Origin of the sequence: Pseudomonas sp. KU43P, assembly GCF_033095865.1 — a bacterium.
Lineage (GTDB): Bacteria > Pseudomonadota > Gammaproteobacteria > Pseudomonadales > Pseudomonadaceae > Aquipseudomonas.
This window is the reverse complement of record NZ_AP019365.1, coordinates 4,896,586-4,915,438: the sequence shown is the minus strand read 5'-3', so window position 1 is coordinate 4,915,438 and position 18,853 is coordinate 4,896,586. Positions and strand designations below refer to the sequence as shown.

The window sequence follows — 18,853 nt, the reverse complement described above, 5'->3', positions numbered from 1 at the left end:
TTTTCCCGTATGTCAGGCGCAGCCTGTCAATCGGTAAGACAGCTCCTACGAACTTGAAAGATCTGATTCAGATATGCGTTTCCGACACAGGGATCACGCGCTTTTCCTTAACCGCCTTGTAGGAAAAGCTTGAGTAAATCTCCTTCACCCCCGGCAACCGCTGCAGCACTTCCCGCGTAAACTCCCCGAACGATTCCAAGTCCCGCGCCAGAATTTCCAGCAGGAAATCGTACCGCCCGGAGATGTTATGGCAACTCACGATCTCGGGAATCTCCATCAGCCGTTGCTCGAACGCCAAGGCCATATCCTTGGTATGCGAGTCCATCATGATGCTGACGAACGCAGTCACCCCGAACCCCAGCGACTTGGGCGAAAGAATCGCCTGGTAGCCGGTGATATAGCCGTTGTCTTCCAGCAACTTGACCCGTCGCCAGCAAGGCGAAGTGGTCAGTGCAACTTGGTCGGCGAGTTCGGAGACAGTTAGGCGGGCGTTGTCCTGCAGGGCGGCGAGCAGGGCGCGGTCGGTGCGGTCTAAGCTTGCAGGCATGATTTGCCCTCCTGGTTGGATATTTATTGTTTTTGTTCCAAAACATGGCCAATTGTGGGGGCGATTTTGGAAAATATCAGGCGGCTCGGTGGCATAAGCTTATAACAAACCACCAGAGGCTGTTGCCATGCGCGACTCCCATAACAACAACAACGGTTTCTCCACGCGTGCCATCCATCATGGCTACGATCCGCTTTCCCACGGTGGGGCCTTGGTGCCGCCGGTGTACCAGACCGCGACCTATGCCTTCCCGACGGTTGAATATGGCGCAGCGTGTTTTGCGGGTGAGGAGTGCGGGCATTTCTACAGCCGCATTTCCAACCCGACACTGGCGCTGCTGGAACAGCGCATGGCGTCCCTGGAAGGCGGTGAGGCTGGGCTGGCCCTGGCGTCGGGCATGGGGGCCATCACGTCGACGTTGTGGACCTTGCTTCGGCCCGGTGACGAGTTGATCGTCGGTACCACCCTGTACGGCTGCACCTTCGCCTTTTTGCACCATGGCATCGGCGAGTTCGGGGTGAAGATCCGCCACGTCGACCTGAACGACAGCAAGGCGCTCAAGGCGGCGATCACCCGCAAGACGCGGATGATCTACTTCGAAACGCCGGCCAACCCCAACATGCAGCTGGTCGATATTACGGCCGTGGCTGAAGCAACGCGTGGCCATGACATCCACATCGTGGTCGACAACACCTACTGCACCCCGTATCTGCAACGGCCGCTGGAACTTGGCGCCGACCTGGTGGTGCATTCGGCCACCAAGTACCTCAGCGGCCATGGCGACCTCACCGCCGGGCTGGTGATCGGGCGCCAGGCGTTGATCGACCGGATTCGTCTGGAAGGCCTCAAGGACCTGACCGGCGCTGTGTTGTCGCCGCACGATGCTTCGCTGTTGATGCGGGGTATCAAGACCGTGGCGCTGCGCATGGACCGCCATTGTGCCAATGCCCAGCAGGTCGCGGAGTTCCTGGCATGTCAGCCGCAGGTCGAGCTGATTCACTATCCGGGGCTGCCAACGTTCGGCCAGTACGAATTGGCCCGGCGGCAGATGCGTCTGCCGGGCGGGATGATCGCTTTCGAGCTTAAGGGCGGTATCGAGGCCGGTCGGCGATTCATGAATGCGTTGCAGCTCTTCGCCCGGGCGGTGAGCCTGGGGGATGCCGAGTCGCTGGCGCAGCATCCGGCGAGCATGACCCATTCGAGCTACACACCTGAAGAGCGTGCGCATCATGGGATTTCGGAGGGGTTGGTGCGGTTGTCGGTAGGCTTGGAGGACGTGGAGGATCTGCTGGCGGATGTCGAGCAGGCGCTGAAGGCTTGTAGCTGATTTGTCTGCGTTGGCCCTATCGCCGGCAAGCCGGCTCCCACATGTATACAGCTTCGCTCCCCCCTTGTGGGAGCCGGCTTGCCGGCGATGTGGACGGTGAATTACACACAAGAAAAAGGCCTCTTTCGAGGCCTTGTTCATTTCAGCGAATCAACGCTTGAGCCCGTAGCTCTCATCGAGCATGCCCGGCGAGTTCGGCGACTTCGGCGCGTAATCGCGCGGTACTTCGGCGGTGTCGCGTGGCGGGGTCAAGCGGTCGCGTGGGCCTTGGGCCGCTTCGGAGTGCAGGGCCGCCAGCAGGCGCTGACGGGTCACTTCGTCCAGGGCCAGGCTGTTGGCGCCTTCGGCCAGGTGATCCTGCACATCCTGATAGCTCTGGGTCAGTTTCTTGACCAGCACGGCGGTGCTGTTGAAATGGGTGACCACTTCGTTCTGGTAACTGTCGAAGCGCTTTTGAATGTCATCCAGCTGACGCTGGGTGCTGCTGGGTGCTGCATTGGGCAGCAGGCGCGCCACGACGAAGCCGATGGCGACGCCAATGACCAGGGCCAGGGTTGGCAACAACCAAACAAGGAGCGAGAGTTCCACGAGTCCTTCCTCTATAAACGGCTTTGCTTTACGTTAACGGCTCAGACCTGCGCTGTATACCGCGAGCGATCGCAAATCAGAACAGAATTCCACACCTAGACGAGTCGACCCCCTTCGAGGTCACGGAGTAGTGCCTTGCTTGTCCGCGAAACCCCCTTGTTCATCGATGGCCCTGAGGGCCAGCTGGAAGCCTTGTACCTGGACGTGGCCGATGCCCGCGGTGCGGTGCTGATCTGCCACCCGAATCCGGTTCAGGGCGGCACCATGCTCAACAAGGTGGTCTCGACCCTACAGCGCACTGCGCGTGATGCCGGCTATGTAACCTTGCGTTTCAACTACCGCGGCGTCGGCCAGAGCGCTGGCAGCCACGACATGGGCGCGGGCGAAGTGGCCGATGCCGAAGCCGCCGCCGCCTGGCTGCGTGAGCAACACCCGCACTTGCCGCTGGTGCTGATGGGCTTCTCGTTCGGTGGTTTCGTTGCCACCAGCCTGGCCGGGCGCCTGGAAACTGCCGGTGTGACGCTGCAGCACCTGTTCATGATCGCTCCGGCGGTGATGCGCCTGACCGCCGAATTCCCGCTGCCGCAGCGTTGCCCGATCACGGTGGTGCAGCCTGACGCCGACGAAGTGGTGGCGCCGCAGCTCGTTTACGATTGGTCCGACAGCCTGTCGCGCCCCCATGAGCTGCTGAAAGTGGCAGAATGCGGACACTTCTTCCATGGCAAGCTGACCGATCTGAAGGATCTGCTGCTGCCGCGCCTTTCGAATTGAGCCAAGCCTGAATAAGCGAACACCCATGACCACGCGCATTCTCACTGGTATCACCACCACCGGCACCCCGCACCTGGGCAATTACGCGGGCGCCATCCGCCCGGCGATCACTGCCAGCCAGCAGCCCGGTGTCGACTCGTTCTACTTCCTGGCCGACTACCACGCCCTGATCAAGTGCGATGACCCGCTGCGCATCCAGCGCTCGCGTCTGGAAATCGCCGCCACTTGGCTGGCTGGTGGCCTCGACCCGGAAAAGGTGACCTTCTACCGCCAGTCCGACATACCCGAAATCCCCGAGCTTACCTGGCTGCTGACCTGCGTCGCCGCCAAGGGCCTGCTCAACCGCGCCCACGCCTACAAGGCCTCGGTGGACAAGAACTTGGAAAACGGCGAAGACCCGGATGCCGGCGTGACCATGGGCCTGTACAGCTACCCGGTGCTGATGGCCGCAGACATCCTGATGTTCAACGCCAACAAGGTGCCGGTCGGCCGTGACCAGATCCAGCACGTGGAAATGGCCCGCGACATCGGCCAGCGCTTCAACCACCTGTTCGGCCAGGGCAAGGAGTTCTTCGCCCTGCCGGAGGCGGTGATCGAGGAGAGTGTGGCGACCCTGCCGGGCCTGGACGGTCGCAAGATGTCCAAGAGCTACGACAACACCATCCCGCTGTTCACCAGCGCCAAGGACATGAAGGACGCCATCTCGCGCATCGTCACCGACTCGCGCGCCCCGGGCGAAGCCAAGGACCCGGACAACGCTCACCTGTTCACTCTGTTCCAGGCCTTCTCCACGCCAGCCCAATGCGCCGAGTTCCGCGAAGAGCTGCTGCAGGGCCTGGGTTGGGGTGAAGCCAAGCAGCGCCTGTTCCAGTTGCTGGACGGCCAGCTGGCGGAAAAACGCGAGCACTACCACCAGCTGATTTCGCGCCCGGCAGACCTGGAAGACATTCTCCTGGCTGGTGCCGCGAAAGCACGCAAGATCGCCACGCCGTTCCTCGAGCAGCTGCGCGAAGCCGTTGGCCTGCGTTCGTTCCGCAGCAGCGTGCAGGCCGGCACCGAGGTGAAGAAGAAGGCCGCCAAGAGTGCGCGCTTCGTCAGCTTCCGTGACGAGGATGGCAGCTTCCGCTTCCGCCTGCTGGCCGCCGATGGCGAGCAGTTGCTGCTGTCGCGCAGCTTCGCCGATGGCAAGAGCGCCGGTGCCGTGAGCAAGCAGTTGCAGCAGGGTGGTGAAGCCGATGTGCGCGTCGAAGGCCTGGGCTTCAGCCTGTGGCTGGCCGGCGAGCAGGTTGCCGAAGGGCCGCAGTTCGAGGGCGCCGAAGCCCGTGATGCGGCGATCGTGAGCCTGCGTGAGGCGCTTGCGCCACAACAGGACTGAGTGTGGGAGCGGGCATGCCCCGCGAACCCCCTTGAAACCGGTGCCATGCAGCGGATTACTGCCTCGAATGAGGCATATTGACGCAAGTCGCATTGCCATTAAGCGGGCCTGTCGCTACAGTGACGGCCCGTTTTTTGTTGCCTCGCTAACGAAATCATGACGCCCCTAGAACGATATCAAGCAGATCTGAAACGTCCCGACTTCTTCCATGACGCGGCGCAGGAAACTGCAGTGCGTCACCTGCAGCGTCTGTACGACGACCTGATCGCTGCGCAGAACAACAAGCCGGGCGTGTTCGGCAAACTGTTCGGCAAGAAGGAGCAGACGCCGGTCAAGGGCCTGTACTTCTGGGGTGGGGTAGGGCGCGGCAAGACCTACCTGGTCGATACGTTCTTCGAGGCACTGCCGTTCAAGCAGAAGATGCGTACGCACTTCCACCGCTTCATGAAGCGCGTCCACGAGGAGATGAAGACCCTCAAGGGCGAGAAGAACCCGCTGACCATCATCGCCAAGCGTTTCAGCGAAGAGGCCAAGGTCATCTGCTTCGACGAGTTCTTCGTTTCCGACATCACCGATGCCATGATCCTTGGCACCCTGATGGAAGAGCTGTTCAAGAACGGCGTTTCGCTGGTGGCGACCTCCAACATCGTTCCAGACGGGCTGTACAAGGACGGCCTGCAGCGTGCGCGCTTCCTGCCGGCCATCGCCATGATCAAGCAGTACACCGATGTGGTGAACGTCGACAGCGGCGTCGACTACCGCCTGCGCCACCTGGAGCAGGCCGAACTGTTCCACTTCCCGCTCAACGACGCCGCGCACCAGAGCATGCGTGCGAGCTTCAAGGCGCTGACACCTGAGTGCACCCAGGCCGTCGAGAATGATGTGCTGATGATCGAGAACCGGCCGATCAATGCCCTGCGCACCTGTGACGACGTCGCCTGGTTCGACTTCCGTGCCCTGTGCGACGGGCCGCGCAGCCAGAACGACTACATCGAACTGGGCAAGATTTTCCATGCCGTGTTGCTGAGCAACGTCGAGCAGATGGGTGTCACCACCGATGACATCGCCCGTCGCTTCATCAACATGGTGGACGAGTTCTACGACCGTAACGTCAAGCTGATCATTTCGGCTGAGGTAGAGCTGAAGGATCTGTATACCGGCGGGCGGCTGAGCTTCGAGTTCCAGCGGACCCTGAGCCGGTTGCTGGAGATGCAGTCGCACGAATTCCTTTCGCGCGCGCACAAGCCGTAAACCATTGGGGTCGCTTTGCGGCCCATCGCCGGCAAGCCGGCTCCCACAGGATTGGCGGCGCTATAAGCTGACACGAACCCTGTGGGAGCCGGCTTGCCGGCGATGGGCTGCAGGGCAGCCCCAGGCGCTTCAAGCTTCCTGCATGAACTGCTGCCGATACTGGTTCGGCGACAACTCCGTGTGCTGGCGGAACAACCGCGCAAAGAAGCTGGCATCGTCATAGCCCACTTCATAGCTGATGGTCTTGATGCTCTTGCGCGTGCTCGACAGTAGCCCTTTGGCCGTCTCGATCCGCAGCCGCTGCAGGTAGTGCAACGGCTTGTCACCCGTGGCGCCCTGGAAACGGCGCATGAAGTTGCGGATGCTCATGCCGTGGTTGCGGGCCACATCTTCAAAGCGGAACTTGTCGGCGAAGTGCTCTTCCAGCCAGTGCTGGATCTGCAGGATGATCAGGTCCTGGTGCAGTTTTTGCCCGCCAAAGCCCATGCGCCCGGGGGTGTAGTTGCGCTGCACTTCGTAGAGGATGTCGCGGGCCACGGCACGGGCCACATTGGCCCCGCAGAAGCGCTCGATCAGGTAGATGTACAGATCGCAGGCCGAGGTGGTGCCGCCCGCGCAATACAAGTTGTCGGCATCGGTCAGGTGCTTGTCCTGGTTCAGCCGGATCTTAGGGAAGCGCTCGGCGAAACTGGCGAAGAAACGCCAGTACGTGGTCGCCTCCTTGCCGTCCAGCAAGCCAGCTTCAGCCAGCCAGAATACCCCGCTCGCTTCGGCGCACAGCACCGCGCCACGGGCATGCTGCTGGCGCAACCATGGCAGTATCTGGGGGTAGCGTCGCAAGAGGATGTCGAAGTCCTCCCAGAAGGCCGGGAGGATGATCACGTCGGCATCGTCGAGGCCGCCGTCTACCGGCAGTTGCACGTTGCTGAAACTGTCCACCGGCTGGCCGTCCGGGCTCACCAGGCTGATGTCGAACATGGGCTGAAGGCCCAGCCCCAGCTGTTTGCTGTAGCGCAGGCTGGCGAGGTGGAAGAAATCCTTGGCCTGCATCAGGGTTGAAGCAAACACCTTGTCAATGGCCAGGATGCTGACGCGCCGCAGCGACGCCGAGGGTTGGGTAAACATCATTGTCATTGTTCTTATAGGGTAGAGTGGTCAATCACCGGCTGGATCGTCTTATTTTTTGGCGATTGTGTCTACCCCGCTCCCGCACGGCGCGCGCGCGTGGCTCAAGGCGCCGGGTTCGGTTGCTCCTGATGAATCGCTTCGATCGCCGCCAGCAGCTCATCGCCCAGGTGTAGCTGCAGGCTCTTGAGGTTGCTCTCCAGCTGTATCAGGTCGGTCGCGCCAATGATGGTGCTGGTTACGAACGGCTGGCGCGTGACGAAGGCCAGAGCCATCTGCGCCGGGTCCAGGCCATGGGCCTGGGCCAGTTGCATATAGCGGCTGCAGGCCGCCACGGTCTGAGGGTTGGAGTAGCGGGCAAAACGGCTGAACAGGGTCAGGCGGCCTTTTTCAGGCCGGGCGCCATTTTCGTACTTGCCCGAGAGCATGCCGAAGGCCAGCGGTGAATAGGCCAGCAAACCGCACTGCTCGCGTATCGCCACTTCGGCCAAGCCCACTTCGAAGCTACGGTTGAGCAGGTTGTACGGGTTCTGGATCGACACTGCCCGCGGCCAGCCGCGGCTTTCCGCCAACTGCAAAAACCTCATGGTGCCCCACGGCGTTTCGTTGGACAGGCCTATATGGCGAATCTTGCCTGCGCGCACCTGTTCATCGAGCACCTCGAGGGTTTCTTCCAGCGGTGTGAACAGGTCATTGGCCAGGTGCTGGTAGCCCAGCTTGCCGAAGAAGTTGGTGCTGCGCTCCGGCCAGTGCAACTGGTACAGGTCGATGCGGTCGGTGTGCAGGCGCTTGAGGCTCTCGTCCAGCGCAGCAACGATGTGTGCTCGGTTGTGCTTGAGCTGGCCGTCACGGATGTGGCTGATGCCGTTGCCGGGCCCGGCGACCTTGCTGGCGAGAATCCAGTCATCGCGGTCGCCCTGCTGGCGGAACCAGTTGCCGATGATGCGCTCGGTGGCGGCATAGGTCTCGGGGCGCGGTGGCACCGGGTACATCTCGGCGGTGTCGATGAAGTTGATGCCGCTGGCCTTGGCCATGGCGATCTGGGCGAAGGCCTCGGCTTCATCGTTCTGTTCGCCCCAGGTCATGGTGCCCAGGCAAAGGACGCTGACGTCCAGGTCGGTACGGCCGAGCTTGCGGTATTCCATCGGGAAAGCACTCCTTGGGCAAAGACACCCATAAAAGCAGGTTGAAATTTTTCGCGCAATCTGGATAATTCGGCCCCTCTCCGTGTGGAGGAAGTGATGCACCACCACGCAGGATGAACCCCGTCGAACATTGGCGTGCCCGACCCGAGCCCCCAATAGCGCCTGTGTTCGGCTGCGCGCTTGCCCTTGGCAAGGTGTGCACTATCCAGTAAGATTCGCCGTCTATTTTTCGCTGGGCGGCCTCTGAGGCTTTAGAGAATGAAAACTTTTACTGCTAAACCGGAAACAGTAAAGCGCGAGTGGTTCGTAGTCGACGCCGCTGGCCAGACCCTGGGTCGTCTGGCTACCGAAATCGCTAGCCGTCTGCGTGGCAAACACAAACCAGAATACACCCCTCACGTTGACACCGGCGACTACATCGTCGTCATCAACGCCGAGCAGATCCGTGTAACTGGTGCCAAGTCTTCCGACAAGATGTACTACTCCCACTCCGGCTTCCCAGGCGGCATCAAGGAAATCAACTTCGAGAAGTTGATCGCCAAAGCCCCTGAGCGTGTTATCGAAACCGCGGTCAAAGGCATGCTGCCGAAGAACCCGCTGGGTCGCGACATGTACCGCAAGCTGAAAGTGTACGCGGGTGCTGCTCACCCACACACTGCTCAGCAGCCTCAAGAACTGAAGATCTAACGGGATAGTTCATTATGTCGGCGACTCAAAATTACGGCACTGGCCGTCGCAAGACCGCAACCGCTCGCGTTTTCCTGCGTCCGGGTACTGGTAACATCTCCATCAACAACCGTTCTCTGGACGTGTTCTTCGGTCGCGAAACCGCTCGCATGGTTGTTCGCCAGCCGCTGGAACTGACCGAGACCGTTGAAAAGTTCGACATCTACGTCACCGTTTCCGGTGGTGGTGTCAGCGGTCAAGCCGGTGCGATCCGTCACGGTATCACCCGCGCTCTGATGGAATACGACGAAACCCTGCGTGGCGCTCTGCGTCGTGCTGGCTACGTCACCCGCGACGCTCGTGAAGTCGAGCGTAAGAAAGTGGGTCTGCGTAAAGCGCGTAAGCGTCCTCAGTACTCCAAGCGTTAATACCGCTTCGGCAGTCGAAAAAAGCCCGGTTCCTTGGAACCGGGCTTTTTTTATGTCTTGAACTAACCTGTCAGCATGTCGGTGGCGACTTGGCGCATAGACGCAGATCAAGCAAAGCGAGGGTTGCAGCCTGTAGTGGGGGTAATCACCTTGTCATTGTGTGGTTTTGTTACTTACCATGGCGGCCAATTTTTAGTGCCACAGACATTACCTAAGTACAGGCCTGATCCAACAGGCCAAGCAAGCTGATGGGAGAGGACTGAATGAGCAATGACGGCGTCAACGCAGGCCGGCGCCGCTTCCTCGTAGCCGCGACATCCGTGGTCGGGGCAGCGGGGGCAGTGGGGGCTGCGGTACCGTTCGTGGGGTCATGGTTTCCCAGTGCCAAGGCGAAAGCGGCTGGTGCACCGGTGAAGGTCAATATCGCCAAGGTCGAACCTGGGCAGCAGATGGTCGCTGAGTGGCGCGGCCAGCCCGTATTCATCGTGCGGCGAACGCCAGAGATCCTCGGTAACCTCAAGAAGATCACGGCAGAGCTGTCCGACCCGGAATCGAAGGCGTCGGTGCAGCCGACCTATGTCGACCCCCAGGTGCGCTCGATCAAGCCGGAAATCCTCATCCTCGTCGGCCTGTGTACTCACCTGGGTTGCTCGCCGACGTTCCGCCCGGAGGTCGCGCCCGCCGACCTGGGTCCGAAATGGGTGGGTGGGTATTTTTGCCCGTGCCACGGCTCCCATTACGACCTTGCTGGGCGTGTCTACAAGTCGCAGCCAGCACCTCTCAACCTGCCAGTGCCGCCGCACTCTTACGAGTCGGATGACATCATCGTCATCGGCGTCGACCAGGAGAAAGCATGATGAGCAAGTTCATGGACTGGATTGATGCTCGCTTCCCCGCCACCAAGATGTGGGAAGACCACCTGAGCAAGTATTACGCGCCCAAGAACTTCAACTTCCTGTATTTCTTCGGCTCCCTGGCCCTGCTGGTGCTGGTCAACCAGATTGTCACCGGTGTGTGGTTGACCATGAGCTTCACGCCCTCGGCGGAAGAGGCGTTCGCCTCGGTCGAGTACATCATGCGTGACGTCGAGTACGGCTGGATCCTGCGCTACCTGCACTCTACGGGGGCCTCGGCGTTCTTCATCGTGGTCTACCTGCACATGTTCCGTGGCCTGCTCTACGGCTCCTACCAGAAGCCACGCGAACTGGTCTGGCTGTTCGGCATGCTGATCTACCTGGCCCTGATGGCAGAGGCATTCATGGGCTACCTGCTGCCGTGGGGGCAGATGTCGTACTGGGGTGCCCAGGTGATCATTTCGCTGTTCGGCGCCATTCCGGTGATCGGCGGTGACCTCACCCAGTGGATCCGCGGCGACTATCTGATTTCGGGCATCACCCTGAACCGCTTCTTCGCGTTGCATGTGGTGGCCCTGCCGATCGTGATCCTCGGCCTGGTGGTGCTACATATCCTGGCGCTGCATGAAGTGGGTTCGAACAACCCGGACGGCGTCGACATCAAGAAGAAAAAAGACGAGAACGGCATCCCCCTGGACGGCATTCCGTTCCACCCGTACTACACCGTGAAAGACATCGTCGGTGTGGTGGTCTTCCTCTTCGTGTTCTGCGCCGTGGTGTTCTTCTTCCCGGAGATGGGTGGTTACTTCCTGGAAAAACCCAACTTCGAGCAGGCCAACGCGTTCAAGACGCCTGAGCACATCGCGCCGGTTTGGTACTTCACGCCGTTCTACGCGATCTTGCGTGCGGTGCCTGACAAGCTGTTCGGGGTGATCGCCATGGGTGCCGCGATCGCCGTGCTGTTCGTCCTCCCCTGGCTCGACCGCAGCCCTGTGCGCTCGATGCGCTACAAGGGCTGGATCAGCAAGATCTTCCTGCTGGTGTTCTGCGTGGCCTTCGTGATTCTCGGCGTGCTCGGCGTGCTGGCCCCGACGCCTGGGCGTACCTTGCTGTCGCAGGTGTGCACGGTGCTGTACTTCGCCTACTTCCTGCTGATGCCGTTCTACACAAGGCTCGAGAAGACCAAACCGGTTCCGGAAAGGGTGACTGGCTGATGAAAAAGTTGATTGCAGTATTTTTGCTGGCAGTGATGCCTGCCTTTTCCTTCGCTGCCGAACATGGCCTGGAGCTGGACAAGGTCGATATCGACCTGACTGACAAGGCGGCCATGCAGGATGGCGCGCGAACCTTCGCCAACTATTGCATGGGCTGCCACAGCGCCAAGTTCCAGCGTTACGAGCGAGTTGCCGACGACTTGGGCATCCCTCACGAGCTGATGCTGGAAAAGCTGGTGTTCACGGGTGCCAAGATCGGCGACCACATGACCATCGGCATGCAGCCGGCGGATGCCAAGACCTGGTTCGGTGCGGCACCCCCTGACTTGACCCTGGTTGCCCGCGTGCGCGGTACCGACTGGCTGTACACCTACCTGCGCAGCTTCTACGAGGACAAATCGCGGCCTTACGGGGTGAACAACAAAGTATTCCCGAATGTCGGCATGCCCAACGTGCTGGTCGGCCTGCAAGGCAACCAGGTGGTTGGCTGCAAGCAGGTGCAGACCGTGGTCGATGGCAAGAAGCAATTCGACCCACTGACTGGCAGCCCGCTGACCCATGAAGCCTGCGACCAGCTGACCATCACGCCGAATTCCGGTACCCTGACCACCGAGCAGTTCGACGAGAAGGTCAAGAACCTGGTGACCTTCCTGGCCTATTCGGCCAACCCGGTCAAACTGGAAAGCCAGCGCATCGGTACCTATGTGCTGCTGTACCTGGCTTTCTTCTTCGTATTCGCCTATTTGCTCAAGCGCGAATATTGGAAGGACGTGCATTGATCACGCAGTAATTTCTGGTTGTTGAACGCGCCCGGGGCGTCCTGGCAATTTTGCCAGGACGCCCCGGGCGCGTTTTCATTTACAGTTTCACAAGCATCCCTTGCGAGGAGGCGCTACATGGGCGCAACCAACCGGTTAGCCTGCTATTCCGACCCCGCTGACCACTATTCTCACCGGGTACGTCTCGTGCTCGCGGAGAAGGGCGTCAGCGTGCAGGTCATCGACGTCGATCCCGCCCGCCTTCCGCCGAAGCTGGTTGAGGTAAACCCTTACGGCAGTGTGCCGACCCTGGTCGATCGTGACCTGGCGTTGTATGAATCGACCGTGGTGATGGAATACCTCGAGGAGCGTTACCCACATCCGCCACTGATGCCGGTATACCCGGTGGCGAGGGGCAACAGCCGCTTGCTGATGCATCGCATCCAGCGCGACTGGTGCGTGCTGGCTGATACCATACTCGACCCGCGCAGCGCCGATACCGCCCGTGTCGAAGCGCGCAAGGCGCTGCGCGAAAGCCTGACTGGCGTGTCGCCCTTGTTCGGCGAATTCGCCTGCTTCATGAGCGATGAGCAAAGCCTGGTTGATTGCTGTCTATTACCCATACTCTGGCGTTTGCCGGTGATGGGTATCGAATTGCCGCGGCAAGCCAAGCCGCTGCTGGATTACATGGAGCGACAGTTCGCTCGCGAGCCATTCGTGGCGAGCTTGTCCTCCGTAGAACATGAAATGCGCAAGCTTTAAGGAGCCGTTGATGAACTCCAGTCGCCCCTATCTGGTTCGAGCACTGTACGAGTGGATCGTCGACAACGATTGCACCCCCCATATGCTGGTCAATGCCGAGTTTCCGGCTGTCCAGGTGCCGCAAGGCTTCGCCAGTGACGGCCAGATCGTCCTGAACATCTCCCCCAGTGCCGTACGCAACCTGCACATGGACAACGACGCGGTAAGCTTCGAGGGGCGCTTCAGTGGCGTGTCCCATTCGTTGTTCGTGCCGGTTGGGGCCATTCTCGGGATCTATGCCCGTGAAAACGGCCAGGGCATGGTCTTCGAGCTGGAGCCGCCGATCATGGATGATGACGAGTCGGAAGGTGAAGGTGTCGAGCCTGATGACGATGGCCCGCCAGAGGGTGGTGGGCAGCCGCCGCGCCCGACTGGGCGGCCGAGCCTGAAGGTGGTCAAGTAACAAAAAAGGCGATCCGAGTGGATCGCCTTTTTCATTGCGGTGCCTGAAATTACAGGTCGCTGATGGTGCGCACCTGGTCTTTGTTGATGCGGGTGCGCTTGCCATCGAGTTGCTGGAACTCGTAGAAACCGGTGTCCTTCTCATAGTGCGGCGCGTCGACAGCCTGGAATTCGCGGCCGTCGTTGAGCGTGATCAGGCTGGGGGTGGAGCAGCCAGCCAGGCTGGCGAAGGCGCCGATCAGAAGGGCAGGCAGCAGAAGCTTTTTCATGCGGTGTTTCCTGGATATACGAAGAGGTGGAGCTTGTTTGATGCTGGCGCCGGCCTCCCGTAGGGGCGGATTCATCCGCGAGAGGCCGGTATGGGCGACAACCAAATCAGTCGATGTACTCGAACAGCTTGACGATCTTCTGCACCCCCGACACACCCTGCACCACGGCAGTGGCCGAGTTGGCCTCCTGCTGGGTCACCAGGCCGAGCAGGTAGACGATACCGTTCTCGGTAATCACCTTGATGCGGGAGCTGGGCACCGCGTTGTCGGTCAGCATCTGCGTCTTGATCTTGGTGGTCAGCCAGGCGTCGTTGTTGCGCGCCAGGATGGACGAGGGCTGCATCACCTGCAGTTCGTTGTGCACCTTCTTGACCCGCTGCACCTGGCTGGCGGTCTGTTCGGCCAGGCTCTTGAGGTCGGCACGCGGGGTTTGCCCGGCCAGCAGCACGATGCCGTTGTAGCTGCTGACGACGATATGCGAGCTCTTGTCCAGGTCTGGGCTGGCTTTGGCGATGTTGACCGAGGCCTTGGTCTCGATCAGCGAGTCGTCGATCTTGCTGCCGATGGTGCGTGTGCCGCGATCATCCTCGATCGGCGAGTTGCGGGTCGAGGTCAGTACCGAGCTGCAGCCGGTAACGCTCAGGCACAGGGTCAGGGCCATCAGGCCGAGGCGCTTGGGGATCATTCTTCACTCCCGAACAGTTGGCTGTCGATCAGATCGCACAGGCAATGGATCGCCAGCAGGTGGACTTCCTGAATACGTGCAGTGACCGTGGAGGGGACACGGATTTCCACGTCCTCTGGCAGCAGCAGCGAAGCCATGCCGCCACCGTCACGCCCGGTCATTGCTACGACAATCATTTCGCGATCATGTGCCGCCTGGATCGCTTGAATCACGTTGGCCGAGTTGCCGCTGGTGGAAATCGCCAGCAGGACGTCACCGGGTTGGCCCAGGGCGCGAATCTGCTTGGAAAAGACTTCGTTGTAGCTGTAGTCGTTGGCGATCGAGGTCAGCGTCGAACTGTCGGTGGTCAGGGCGATGGCCGGCAGGCTCGGGCGCTCGCGCTCGAAGCGGTTGAGCAGCTCGGACGAGAAGTGCTGGGCGTCGCCAGCCGAGCCGCCGTTGCCGCAGGCGAGCATCTTGCCCTCGTTGAGCAGCGCATTGACCATGACCAGGCTGGCCTGCTCGATGTGCGGTGCCAGGATGTCCATTGCCTGTTGCTTGGTGTCGATGCTGGCCTGGAACAGCCGGCGAATTCGGGATTGCATGTCCATCTGGTGACCTTAAGTGGGGCGGTGGCCTTTGCTACGCGCAACAGGGTCCAGCCCGCGAAACATAGAGCAAAAAAATTGAAGTGGGTTCAGCATTCGAAGGCGTTTTTCAGCCATTGAAGCGGTAGGCCTGCATGGTGGCTGCCCTGCAGGGCGACAACGTCAAAGCGGCAGGGGTGATTGGCCCAGCGGGACTCCTTCTGCAGGAACAGGCTGGCAGCAAGCACCAGCCGTTTCTGCTTGCGCCCGTCGATACTGCCGAGGGCGCCGCCAAAGCCCGCATGCAACCGGTAGCGGACTTCGACGAATACTACTGTATCGGCGTCGAGCATGACCAGATCAAGCTCGCCACCTTTGCATCGCCAATTGCGCGTCAGCAGTTTCAGGCCTTGCCCCTGAAGGTACTCAAGGGCGTGCTGTTCGGCGGCCTGGCCGGCGCTGGTCGGCGATGCTTCTGGCATCAGCGGGTAGTGTCCGGCAGGCGCTTGACCTGGCCGCCGGAGAATTCGGCCCATGGCAGCTGGCGCTCGATGCGCTGGCTGGCATTCATGCTCAAGCTGCCGGAAAGGCCCTGTACACGGTTGTCCGGCAGTGCCTTCAGCTGGCCCAGGCGTGGTGCCAGGCTGTAGGCATCGACTCCCATGGCGTACAGGCGGCCCAAGCTGCCGGCGGCTTGTGGCCATTGCTGGACCACTTGCTGACGCAGGCTGTTGCTGGTGTCGAGCAGCCATGGGGTTTCACAGAAGCGAATGCCGTTCATGTCGTTGTACTGGTTCACGTCACCGCTGGCGCTATACAGGTTCGAGGTGGCGTAGACCGGCACGTCGCCGGCGTACTGGAAGTTCAGGGTCGGCTTGATCTGCTGCGCCTGCTGTGGAGTCGAGGCGAGGAAGATGAAGTCGATGTCCTGACGGCGCGACGGTTGCGCGGCGATGCTGCCGCCCACGGTGCTCTGCAGGCTCTGTGCGCGGCCTTCGCTCTGGCGCAGTTGGAACAGGTTGGCGATCTGCTGGGCCAGGGCGACCGGCTGGGCAATGCGCTCGGCGGCGATGATGGTGCCACCGTTGCCTTCCCAATCCTGGCGGAAGGCGGCCAGCACGCGGTCACCCCATTCACCGCTCGGTACCAGTGCCACGGCGCGAACCATGCCGTCGGCGCGGGCGCGACGGGATACTTCGCGGGCTTCGTCCTCGGCCGCGAGGCCGAACTGGAACAGTTGCGGCGGCGCCTTCTGGCCAGCTTCGGCGTAGTTCAGCGCGAGGGTGGTGATAGGCAGTTGGGTATTGGCGGCGAGCTTCTTGACCAGCGGCTTTTCCAGCGGGCCGATCACCAGTTGCACGCCATCGGCCTGAGCCTGGCGGTAGAAGTCGTCGAGCGAGCCAATGCGCGAGCTGTCGTACACCTGCACGGCTGGCGCCTGCTGGCCTGCCTGCTGGGCCTGGAAGTGCGCGGCCATGAAGCCGTCACGCAGGGCGCGGGCAACCCCGGCCAGCGGGCCTTCCTGGGGCAGTAGCAGGCCGATCTTGGTCAGGGGCTGACTGGCCAGCTCTTTGAGTTTGGTCAGGGCCAGCGGCAGTTGCTTGGCAGCCGGGTGGTCCGGGTGCTGCTTGCGCCAGGTGTCGATGGCAGCCTGTTGCTGTTCCAGCGTGCCGGCACTTTTCACGGCCAGGGCGAGGCTGTTCCAGCCGGCCAGGGTTTCGTTGCTGGCGGGTTGCTGCAACTGCTCTGCAGGGAGGGCGGCGACCAGTGCCCAGATTGCATCGTTGTTGGCGTTGGCGGCCTGGCCATTGAGCAGTGGGGTCAGCAGCACGCGCTGCTGAGCGGCGGCCAGGGTCTGGCCATCGGCTTCGAGGGCTGCGGCGTGCACGCTGTAGGTGCGTACCTGCTGTTCTTCGGGGAGCTCACCGATGTGCTGCAGGCTTGGGTGCGACAGCGCGGACAGGGCGGCCTTGGGCTGGTTGCGGCTCATCGCCAGTTCTGCACCGAGGGTCGCGGCGAAGATCTGCTGAGCGGGCTTGAGCGTGTCCATCGGCACTTGCTCGAGAATGCGTGCGGCGCGTGGGTAGTCCTTCTGCTTGTAGGCCAGGTCGGCCGCGCTCAGGCGCAGCAGGGCGGCATCTTCCGCGGACTTGCTGGTGGCCGCTTTTTCGAGCAGTTGCTCGATGCTGGCGTCCGGCGTGCGTGGCAGTTCGCCCAGGCTGGATGAGGGCGAGCTGGCGCAGGCTGCCAGCAGGGCGGCGAGGCAGAGGGCTGTGAACAGCCGCAGGCAAGCGATCATGTAAAGGTCCTGTTACTCGATCAAGTTGGCCGGCAATTGTACCCAACCGGTGGCTCGGGCGCGATGTTGCTGTATGCCGAACCTTCACTATAGGTGCCCGGGCGCAGGCCGTCGGCGAAGTTCTTTGCGCCCTGTTACCGGTGCTCGGGCTACAATGGCGCCTTTGATCCGAAAGACAGGTGTGCGCAGTGACTGATGTGGCAGGGGTTTCGAAATCCACCGTGGGGACGCTGTATGTGGTCGCTACCCCCATCGGCAACCTTGACGACATGAGCGCCAGGGCCTTGAAAGTGCTGGCCGATGTCGCCCTGATCGCCGCCGAGGATACCCGGCATTCGATCCGCCTGTTGCAGCATTTCGGCATCGATACACCGCTGGCGGCCTGCCACGAGCACAACGAGCGCGACGAAGGTGGGCGCTTCATCGGCAAGTTGCTCGCGGGAGAAGATGTGGCGCTGGTTTCCGATGCGGGTACGCCGCTGATCTCCGACCCCGGCTATCACTTGGTGCGTCAAGCTCGCGCCGCAGGTGTGAAAGTGGTGCCGGTGCCGGGAGCCTGTGCACTGATCGCCGCGTTGTCTGCTGCGGGCATGCCTTCGGACCGGTTCATCTTCGAAGGCTTCCTGCCGGCCAAGGCCGCTGGCCGTCGCGCGCGTCTGGAACTGGTGAAGGAAGAGCCGCGTACCTTGATCTTCTATGAAGCGCCGCACCGCATCCTTGAATGCCTCGAGGACATGGAACTGGTGTTCGGGGCCGACCGCCCGGCGTTGCTGGCGCGTGAGCTGACCAAGACCTTCGAGACCCTCAAGGGGCTGCCGCTGGGCGAGCTGCGTGCGTTCGTCGCAGGCGACAGCAATCAACAGCGTGGCGAGTGCGTTGTGCTCGTGGGCGGCTGGAGTGCGCCGGAGGGCGAGGAGGGCGTCAGTGCCGAGGCGCAGCGCGTGCTGGACTTGCTGCTGGCCGAGTTGCCGCTCAAGCGTGCAGCTGCCCTGGCGGCTGAAATTACCGGCGTGCGCAAGAACGTGTTGTATCAATTGGCCCTGGAAAAGCAGAAAGCTCAGTAGTGGCCATTTGATGTAATTTGAGCTATTGCTTGTTCTTGAGCCCGGCTACCGTTAACCTTGGCGGCGGAGAGTCGATCGGACAGTCGCTGCCTTCTTTTGTTCCGCAAAAGAAGGGGGAGGAAAGTCCGGGCTCCATAGGGCAGAGTGCCAGGTAACGCCTGGGAGGCGCGAGCCTACGGAAAGTGCCACAGAAAATAACCGCCTAAGCACTTCGGTGCCGGTAAGGGTGAAAAGGTGCGGTAAGAGCGCACCGCACGTCTGGCAACAGTTCGTGGCTAGGTAAACCCCACTCGGAGCAAGACCAAATAGGGTTCCATCAGGCGTGGCCCGCGTCGGAACCGGGTAGGTTGCTAGAGGCGTCCAGTGATGGCCGTCGTAGAGGAATGACTGTCCTCGACAAAACCCGGCTTACAGATCGACTCTCCACCTTCCTCCCTCCTGCTTAATCGATAGCAGATCCTTCCTGGTAATACCGAAAAAATCTTACTCTTAATAAATCACTTTAACTTCGAACTGTATTCGTTTGAGTCGGTTTGATTTTTCACGTTTTTTTCATCCTCCGGTATTCCTTCCACCTTCCTATATCGCGCTAAATCTCGGTCCTGTAAGGGTTTTCCTTATGAACGTGCCTTGACGGTGCAGCGGACGGATTCCTATAGTGTGCGCAAGTGGCAGAAAGTGGGATGAAGTGGGTTTTCTGGCACAAAAAAGCTAACAT

At 61.1% G+C, this 18,853-nt stretch carries 21 protein-coding genes and 1 other RNA gene; 13 read left to right on the top strand and 9 right to left on the bottom strand.

The window, feature by feature from the left end; genetic code table 11:
• Window positions 1-67 precede the first annotated feature (67 nt).
• A complete protein-coding gene (locus tag KU43P_RS22480; protein ID WP_317659694.1) occupies window positions 68-547 on the bottom strand; it encodes an Lrp/AsnC family transcriptional regulator in 480 nt (159 codons plus the stop codon).
• A 127-nt stretch (window positions 548-674) separates the two neighbouring features.
• Between KU43P_RS22480 and KU43P_RS22475 the strand changes: the two genes are divergently transcribed.
• Entirely contained in the window at window positions 675-1,874 is a 1,200-nt protein-coding gene (locus tag KU43P_RS22475; protein WP_317659693.1) for a methionine gamma-lyase, read from the top strand.
• Window positions 1,875-2,024: 150 nt separating this feature from the next.
• On the opposite strand, the gene KU43P_RS22470 is transcribed toward KU43P_RS22475, so the two are convergent.
• A complete protein-coding gene (locus KU43P_RS22470) occupies window positions 2,025-2,462 on the bottom strand; it encodes a YhcB family protein (protein WP_317659691.1) in 438 nt (145 codons plus the stop codon).
• 135 nt (window positions 2,463-2,597) lie between these two features.
• On the opposite strand from KU43P_RS22470, the gene KU43P_RS22465 reads away from it, so the two are divergent.
• The 3 genes from KU43P_RS22465 (at window position 2,598) to zapE (ending at window position 5,859) form a co-directional block, all read left to right on the top strand.
• A complete protein-coding gene (locus KU43P_RS22465) occupies window positions 2,598-3,233 on the top strand; it encodes an alpha/beta hydrolase (protein ID WP_317659690.1) in 636 nt (211 codons plus the stop codon).
• Window positions 3,234-3,258: 25 nt separating this feature from the next.
• On the top strand, window positions 3,259-4,608 hold the full coding sequence (locus tag KU43P_RS22460) for a tryptophan--tRNA ligase (RefSeq protein WP_317659688.1): 1,350 nt from the start codon (window positions 3,259-3,261) through the stop codon (window positions 4,606-4,608).
• Between the two features lie 156 nt (window positions 4,609-4,764).
• Window positions 4,765-5,859, top strand: a complete 1,095-nt coding sequence (gene zapE / locus KU43P_RS22455) for a cell division protein ZapE (RefSeq protein ID WP_317659687.1) — start codon at window positions 4,765-4,767, stop codon at window positions 5,857-5,859.
• Window positions 5,860-5,988: 129 nt separating this feature from the next.
• On the opposite strand, the gene KU43P_RS22450 is transcribed toward zapE, so the two are convergent.
• On the bottom strand, window positions 5,989-6,909 hold the full coding sequence (locus KU43P_RS22450) for a GlxA family transcriptional regulator (protein WP_317663899.1): 921 nt from the start codon (window positions 6,907-6,909) through the stop codon (window positions 5,989-5,991).
• Window positions 6,910-7,088: 179 nt separating this feature from the next.
• Entirely contained in the window at window positions 7,089-8,129 is a 1,041-nt protein-coding gene (locus tag KU43P_RS22445; protein ID WP_317659685.1) for an NADP(H)-dependent aldo-keto reductase, read from the bottom strand.
• A gap of 258 nt (window positions 8,130-8,387) precedes the next feature.
• Here KU43P_RS22445 and rplM point away from each other — a divergent pair, with 258 nt between their 5' ends.
• The 7 genes from rplM to KU43P_RS22410 all read left to right on the top strand — a co-directional run bounded on the left by rplM (window position 8,388) and on the right by KU43P_RS22410 (window position 13,253).
• Window positions 8,388-8,816 carry a 50S ribosomal protein L13 gene (gene rplM, locus KU43P_RS22440; protein ID WP_008097538.1) on the top strand — a complete coding sequence of 143 codons (429 nt, stop codon included), beginning with the start codon at window positions 8,388-8,390 and terminating at the stop codon, window positions 8,814-8,816.
• Between the two features lie 14 nt (window positions 8,817-8,830).
• Complete coding sequence (gene rpsI / locus KU43P_RS22435) at window positions 8,831-9,223, top strand: 30S ribosomal protein S9 (RefSeq protein ID WP_003260797.1); 393 nt, start codon at window positions 8,831-8,833, stop codon at window positions 9,221-9,223.
• 263 nt (window positions 9,224-9,486) lie between these two features.
• A complete protein-coding gene (gene petA, locus KU43P_RS22430; RefSeq protein ID WP_317659682.1) occupies window positions 9,487-10,080 on the top strand; it encodes a ubiquinol-cytochrome c reductase iron-sulfur subunit in 594 nt (197 codons plus the stop codon).
• A complete protein-coding gene (locus KU43P_RS22425) occupies window positions 10,080-11,291 on the top strand; it encodes a cytochrome bc complex cytochrome b subunit (protein WP_317659681.1) in 1,212 nt (403 codons plus the stop codon). Before petA ends, KU43P_RS22425 begins: the two co-directional genes overlap by 1 nt.
• Window positions 11,291-12,070 carry a cytochrome c1 gene (locus KU43P_RS22420; protein ID WP_317659680.1) on the top strand — a complete coding sequence of 260 codons (780 nt, stop codon included), beginning with the start codon at window positions 11,291-11,293 and terminating at the stop codon, window positions 12,068-12,070. The genes KU43P_RS22425 and KU43P_RS22420 overlap by 1 nt, the downstream gene beginning before the upstream one ends.
• 117 nt (window positions 12,071-12,187) lie before the next feature.
• Window positions 12,188-12,811, top strand: coding sequence for a glutathione S-transferase N-terminal domain-containing protein (locus tag KU43P_RS22415; RefSeq protein WP_317659678.1), 624 nt, complete (start codon window positions 12,188-12,190; stop codon window positions 12,809-12,811).
• Window positions 12,812-12,821: 10 nt separating this feature from the next.
• Window positions 12,822-13,253, top strand: a complete 432-nt coding sequence (locus KU43P_RS22410) for a ClpXP protease specificity-enhancing factor (RefSeq protein ID WP_317659677.1) — start codon at window positions 12,822-12,824, stop codon at window positions 13,251-13,253.
• A gap of 49 nt (window positions 13,254-13,302) precedes the next feature.
• On the opposite strand, the gene KU43P_RS22405 is transcribed toward KU43P_RS22410, so the two are convergent.
• The 5 genes from KU43P_RS22405 to KU43P_RS22385 all read right to left on the bottom strand — a co-directional run bounded on the left by KU43P_RS22405 (window position 13,303) and on the right by KU43P_RS22385 (window position 17,071).
• Window positions 13,303-13,521, bottom strand: coding sequence for a YgdI/YgdR family lipoprotein (locus tag KU43P_RS22405; protein WP_317659676.1), 219 nt, complete (start codon window positions 13,519-13,521; stop codon window positions 13,303-13,305).
• Window positions 13,522-13,627: 106 nt separating this feature from the next.
• Window positions 13,628-14,206, bottom strand: a complete 579-nt coding sequence (locus KU43P_RS22400) for a BON domain-containing protein (RefSeq protein ID WP_236235251.1) — start codon at window positions 14,204-14,206, stop codon at window positions 13,628-13,630.
• Window positions 14,203-14,796 carry a phosphoheptose isomerase gene (locus KU43P_RS22395; RefSeq protein ID WP_136913061.1) on the bottom strand — a complete coding sequence of 198 codons (594 nt, stop codon included), beginning with the start codon at window positions 14,794-14,796 and terminating at the stop codon, window positions 14,203-14,205. The genes KU43P_RS22400 and KU43P_RS22395 overlap by 4 nt, the downstream gene beginning before the upstream one ends.
• Before the next feature lie 86 nt (window positions 14,797-14,882).
• Window positions 14,883-15,254 (bottom strand): YraN family protein, encoded by a 372-nt coding sequence (locus tag KU43P_RS22390; protein WP_317659673.1) that lies wholly within the window; start codon window positions 15,252-15,254, stop codon window positions 14,883-14,885.
• Entirely contained in the window at window positions 15,254-17,071 is a 1,818-nt protein-coding gene (locus KU43P_RS22385) for a penicillin-binding protein activator (RefSeq protein ID WP_317659672.1), read from the bottom strand. The genes KU43P_RS22390 and KU43P_RS22385 overlap by 1 nt, the downstream gene beginning before the upstream one ends.
• Before the next feature lie 188 nt (window positions 17,072-17,259).
• Here KU43P_RS22385 and rsmI point away from each other — a divergent pair, with 188 nt between their 5' ends.
• On the top strand, window positions 17,260-18,135 hold the full coding sequence (gene rsmI / locus KU43P_RS22380) for a 16S rRNA (cytidine(1402)-2'-O)-methyltransferase (protein WP_317659671.1): 876 nt from the start codon (window positions 17,260-17,262) through the stop codon (window positions 18,133-18,135).
• 67 nt (window positions 18,136-18,202) lie between these two features.
• Window positions 18,203-18,562, top strand: an RNA gene (gene rnpB, locus KU43P_RS22375) — RNase P RNA component class A.
• Window positions 18,563-18,853: the final 291 nt, after the last annotated feature.

Coding starts and splice junctions, on each gene's coding strand:
- KU43P_RS22460 (WP_317659688.1), top strand. CDS start 3,259: ATGACCACGCGCATTCTCACTGGTATCACCACCACCGGCACCCCGCAC.
- KU43P_RS22390 (WP_317659673.1), bottom strand. CDS start 15,254: ATGCCAGAAGCATCGCCGACCAGCGCCGGCCAGGCCGCCGAACAGCAC.
- rplM (WP_008097538.1), top strand. CDS start 8,388: ATGAAAACTTTTACTGCTAAACCGGAAACAGTAAAGCGCGAGTGGTTC.
- KU43P_RS22405 (WP_317659676.1), bottom strand. CDS start 13,521: ATGAAAAAGCTTCTGCTGCCTGCCCTTCTGATCGGCGCCTTCGCCAGC.
- KU43P_RS22385 (WP_317659672.1), bottom strand. CDS start 17,071: ATGATCGCTTGCCTGCGGCTGTTCACAGCCCTCTGCCTCGCCGCCCTG.
- KU43P_RS22450 (WP_317663899.1), bottom strand. CDS start 6,909: ATGCAGGCCAAGGATTTCTTCCACCTCGCCAGCCTGCGCTACAGCAAA.
- KU43P_RS22415 (WP_317659678.1), top strand. CDS start 12,188: ATGGGCGCAACCAACCGGTTAGCCTGCTATTCCGACCCCGCTGACCAC.
- KU43P_RS22410 (WP_317659677.1), top strand. CDS start 12,822: ATGAACTCCAGTCGCCCCTATCTGGTTCGAGCACTGTACGAGTGGATC.
- KU43P_RS22445 (WP_317659685.1), bottom strand. CDS start 8,129: ATGGAATACCGCAAGCTCGGCCGTACCGACCTGGACGTCAGCGTCCTT.
- KU43P_RS22420 (WP_317659680.1), top strand. CDS start 11,291: ATGAAAAAGTTGATTGCAGTATTTTTGCTGGCAGTGATGCCTGCCTTT.
- rpsI (WP_003260797.1), top strand. CDS start 8,831: ATGTCGGCGACTCAAAATTACGGCACTGGCCGTCGCAAGACCGCAACC.
- KU43P_RS22395 (WP_136913061.1), bottom strand. CDS start 14,796: ATGGACATGCAATCCCGAATTCGCCGGCTGTTCCAGGCCAGCATCGAC.
- KU43P_RS22480 (WP_317659694.1), bottom strand. CDS start 547: ATGCCTGCAAGCTTAGACCGCACCGACCGCGCCCTGCTCGCCGCCCTG.
- KU43P_RS22475 (WP_317659693.1), top strand. CDS start 675: ATGCGCGACTCCCATAACAACAACAACGGTTTCTCCACGCGTGCCATC.
- petA (WP_317659682.1), top strand. CDS start 9,487: ATGAGCAATGACGGCGTCAACGCAGGCCGGCGCCGCTTCCTCGTAGCC.
- KU43P_RS22425 (WP_317659681.1), top strand. CDS start 10,080: ATGAGCAAGTTCATGGACTGGATTGATGCTCGCTTCCCCGCCACCAAG.
- KU43P_RS22400 (WP_236235251.1), bottom strand. CDS start 14,206: ATGATCCCCAAGCGCCTCGGCCTGATGGCCCTGACCCTGTGCCTGAGC.
- zapE (WP_317659687.1), top strand. CDS start 4,765: ATGACGCCCCTAGAACGATATCAAGCAGATCTGAAACGTCCCGACTTC.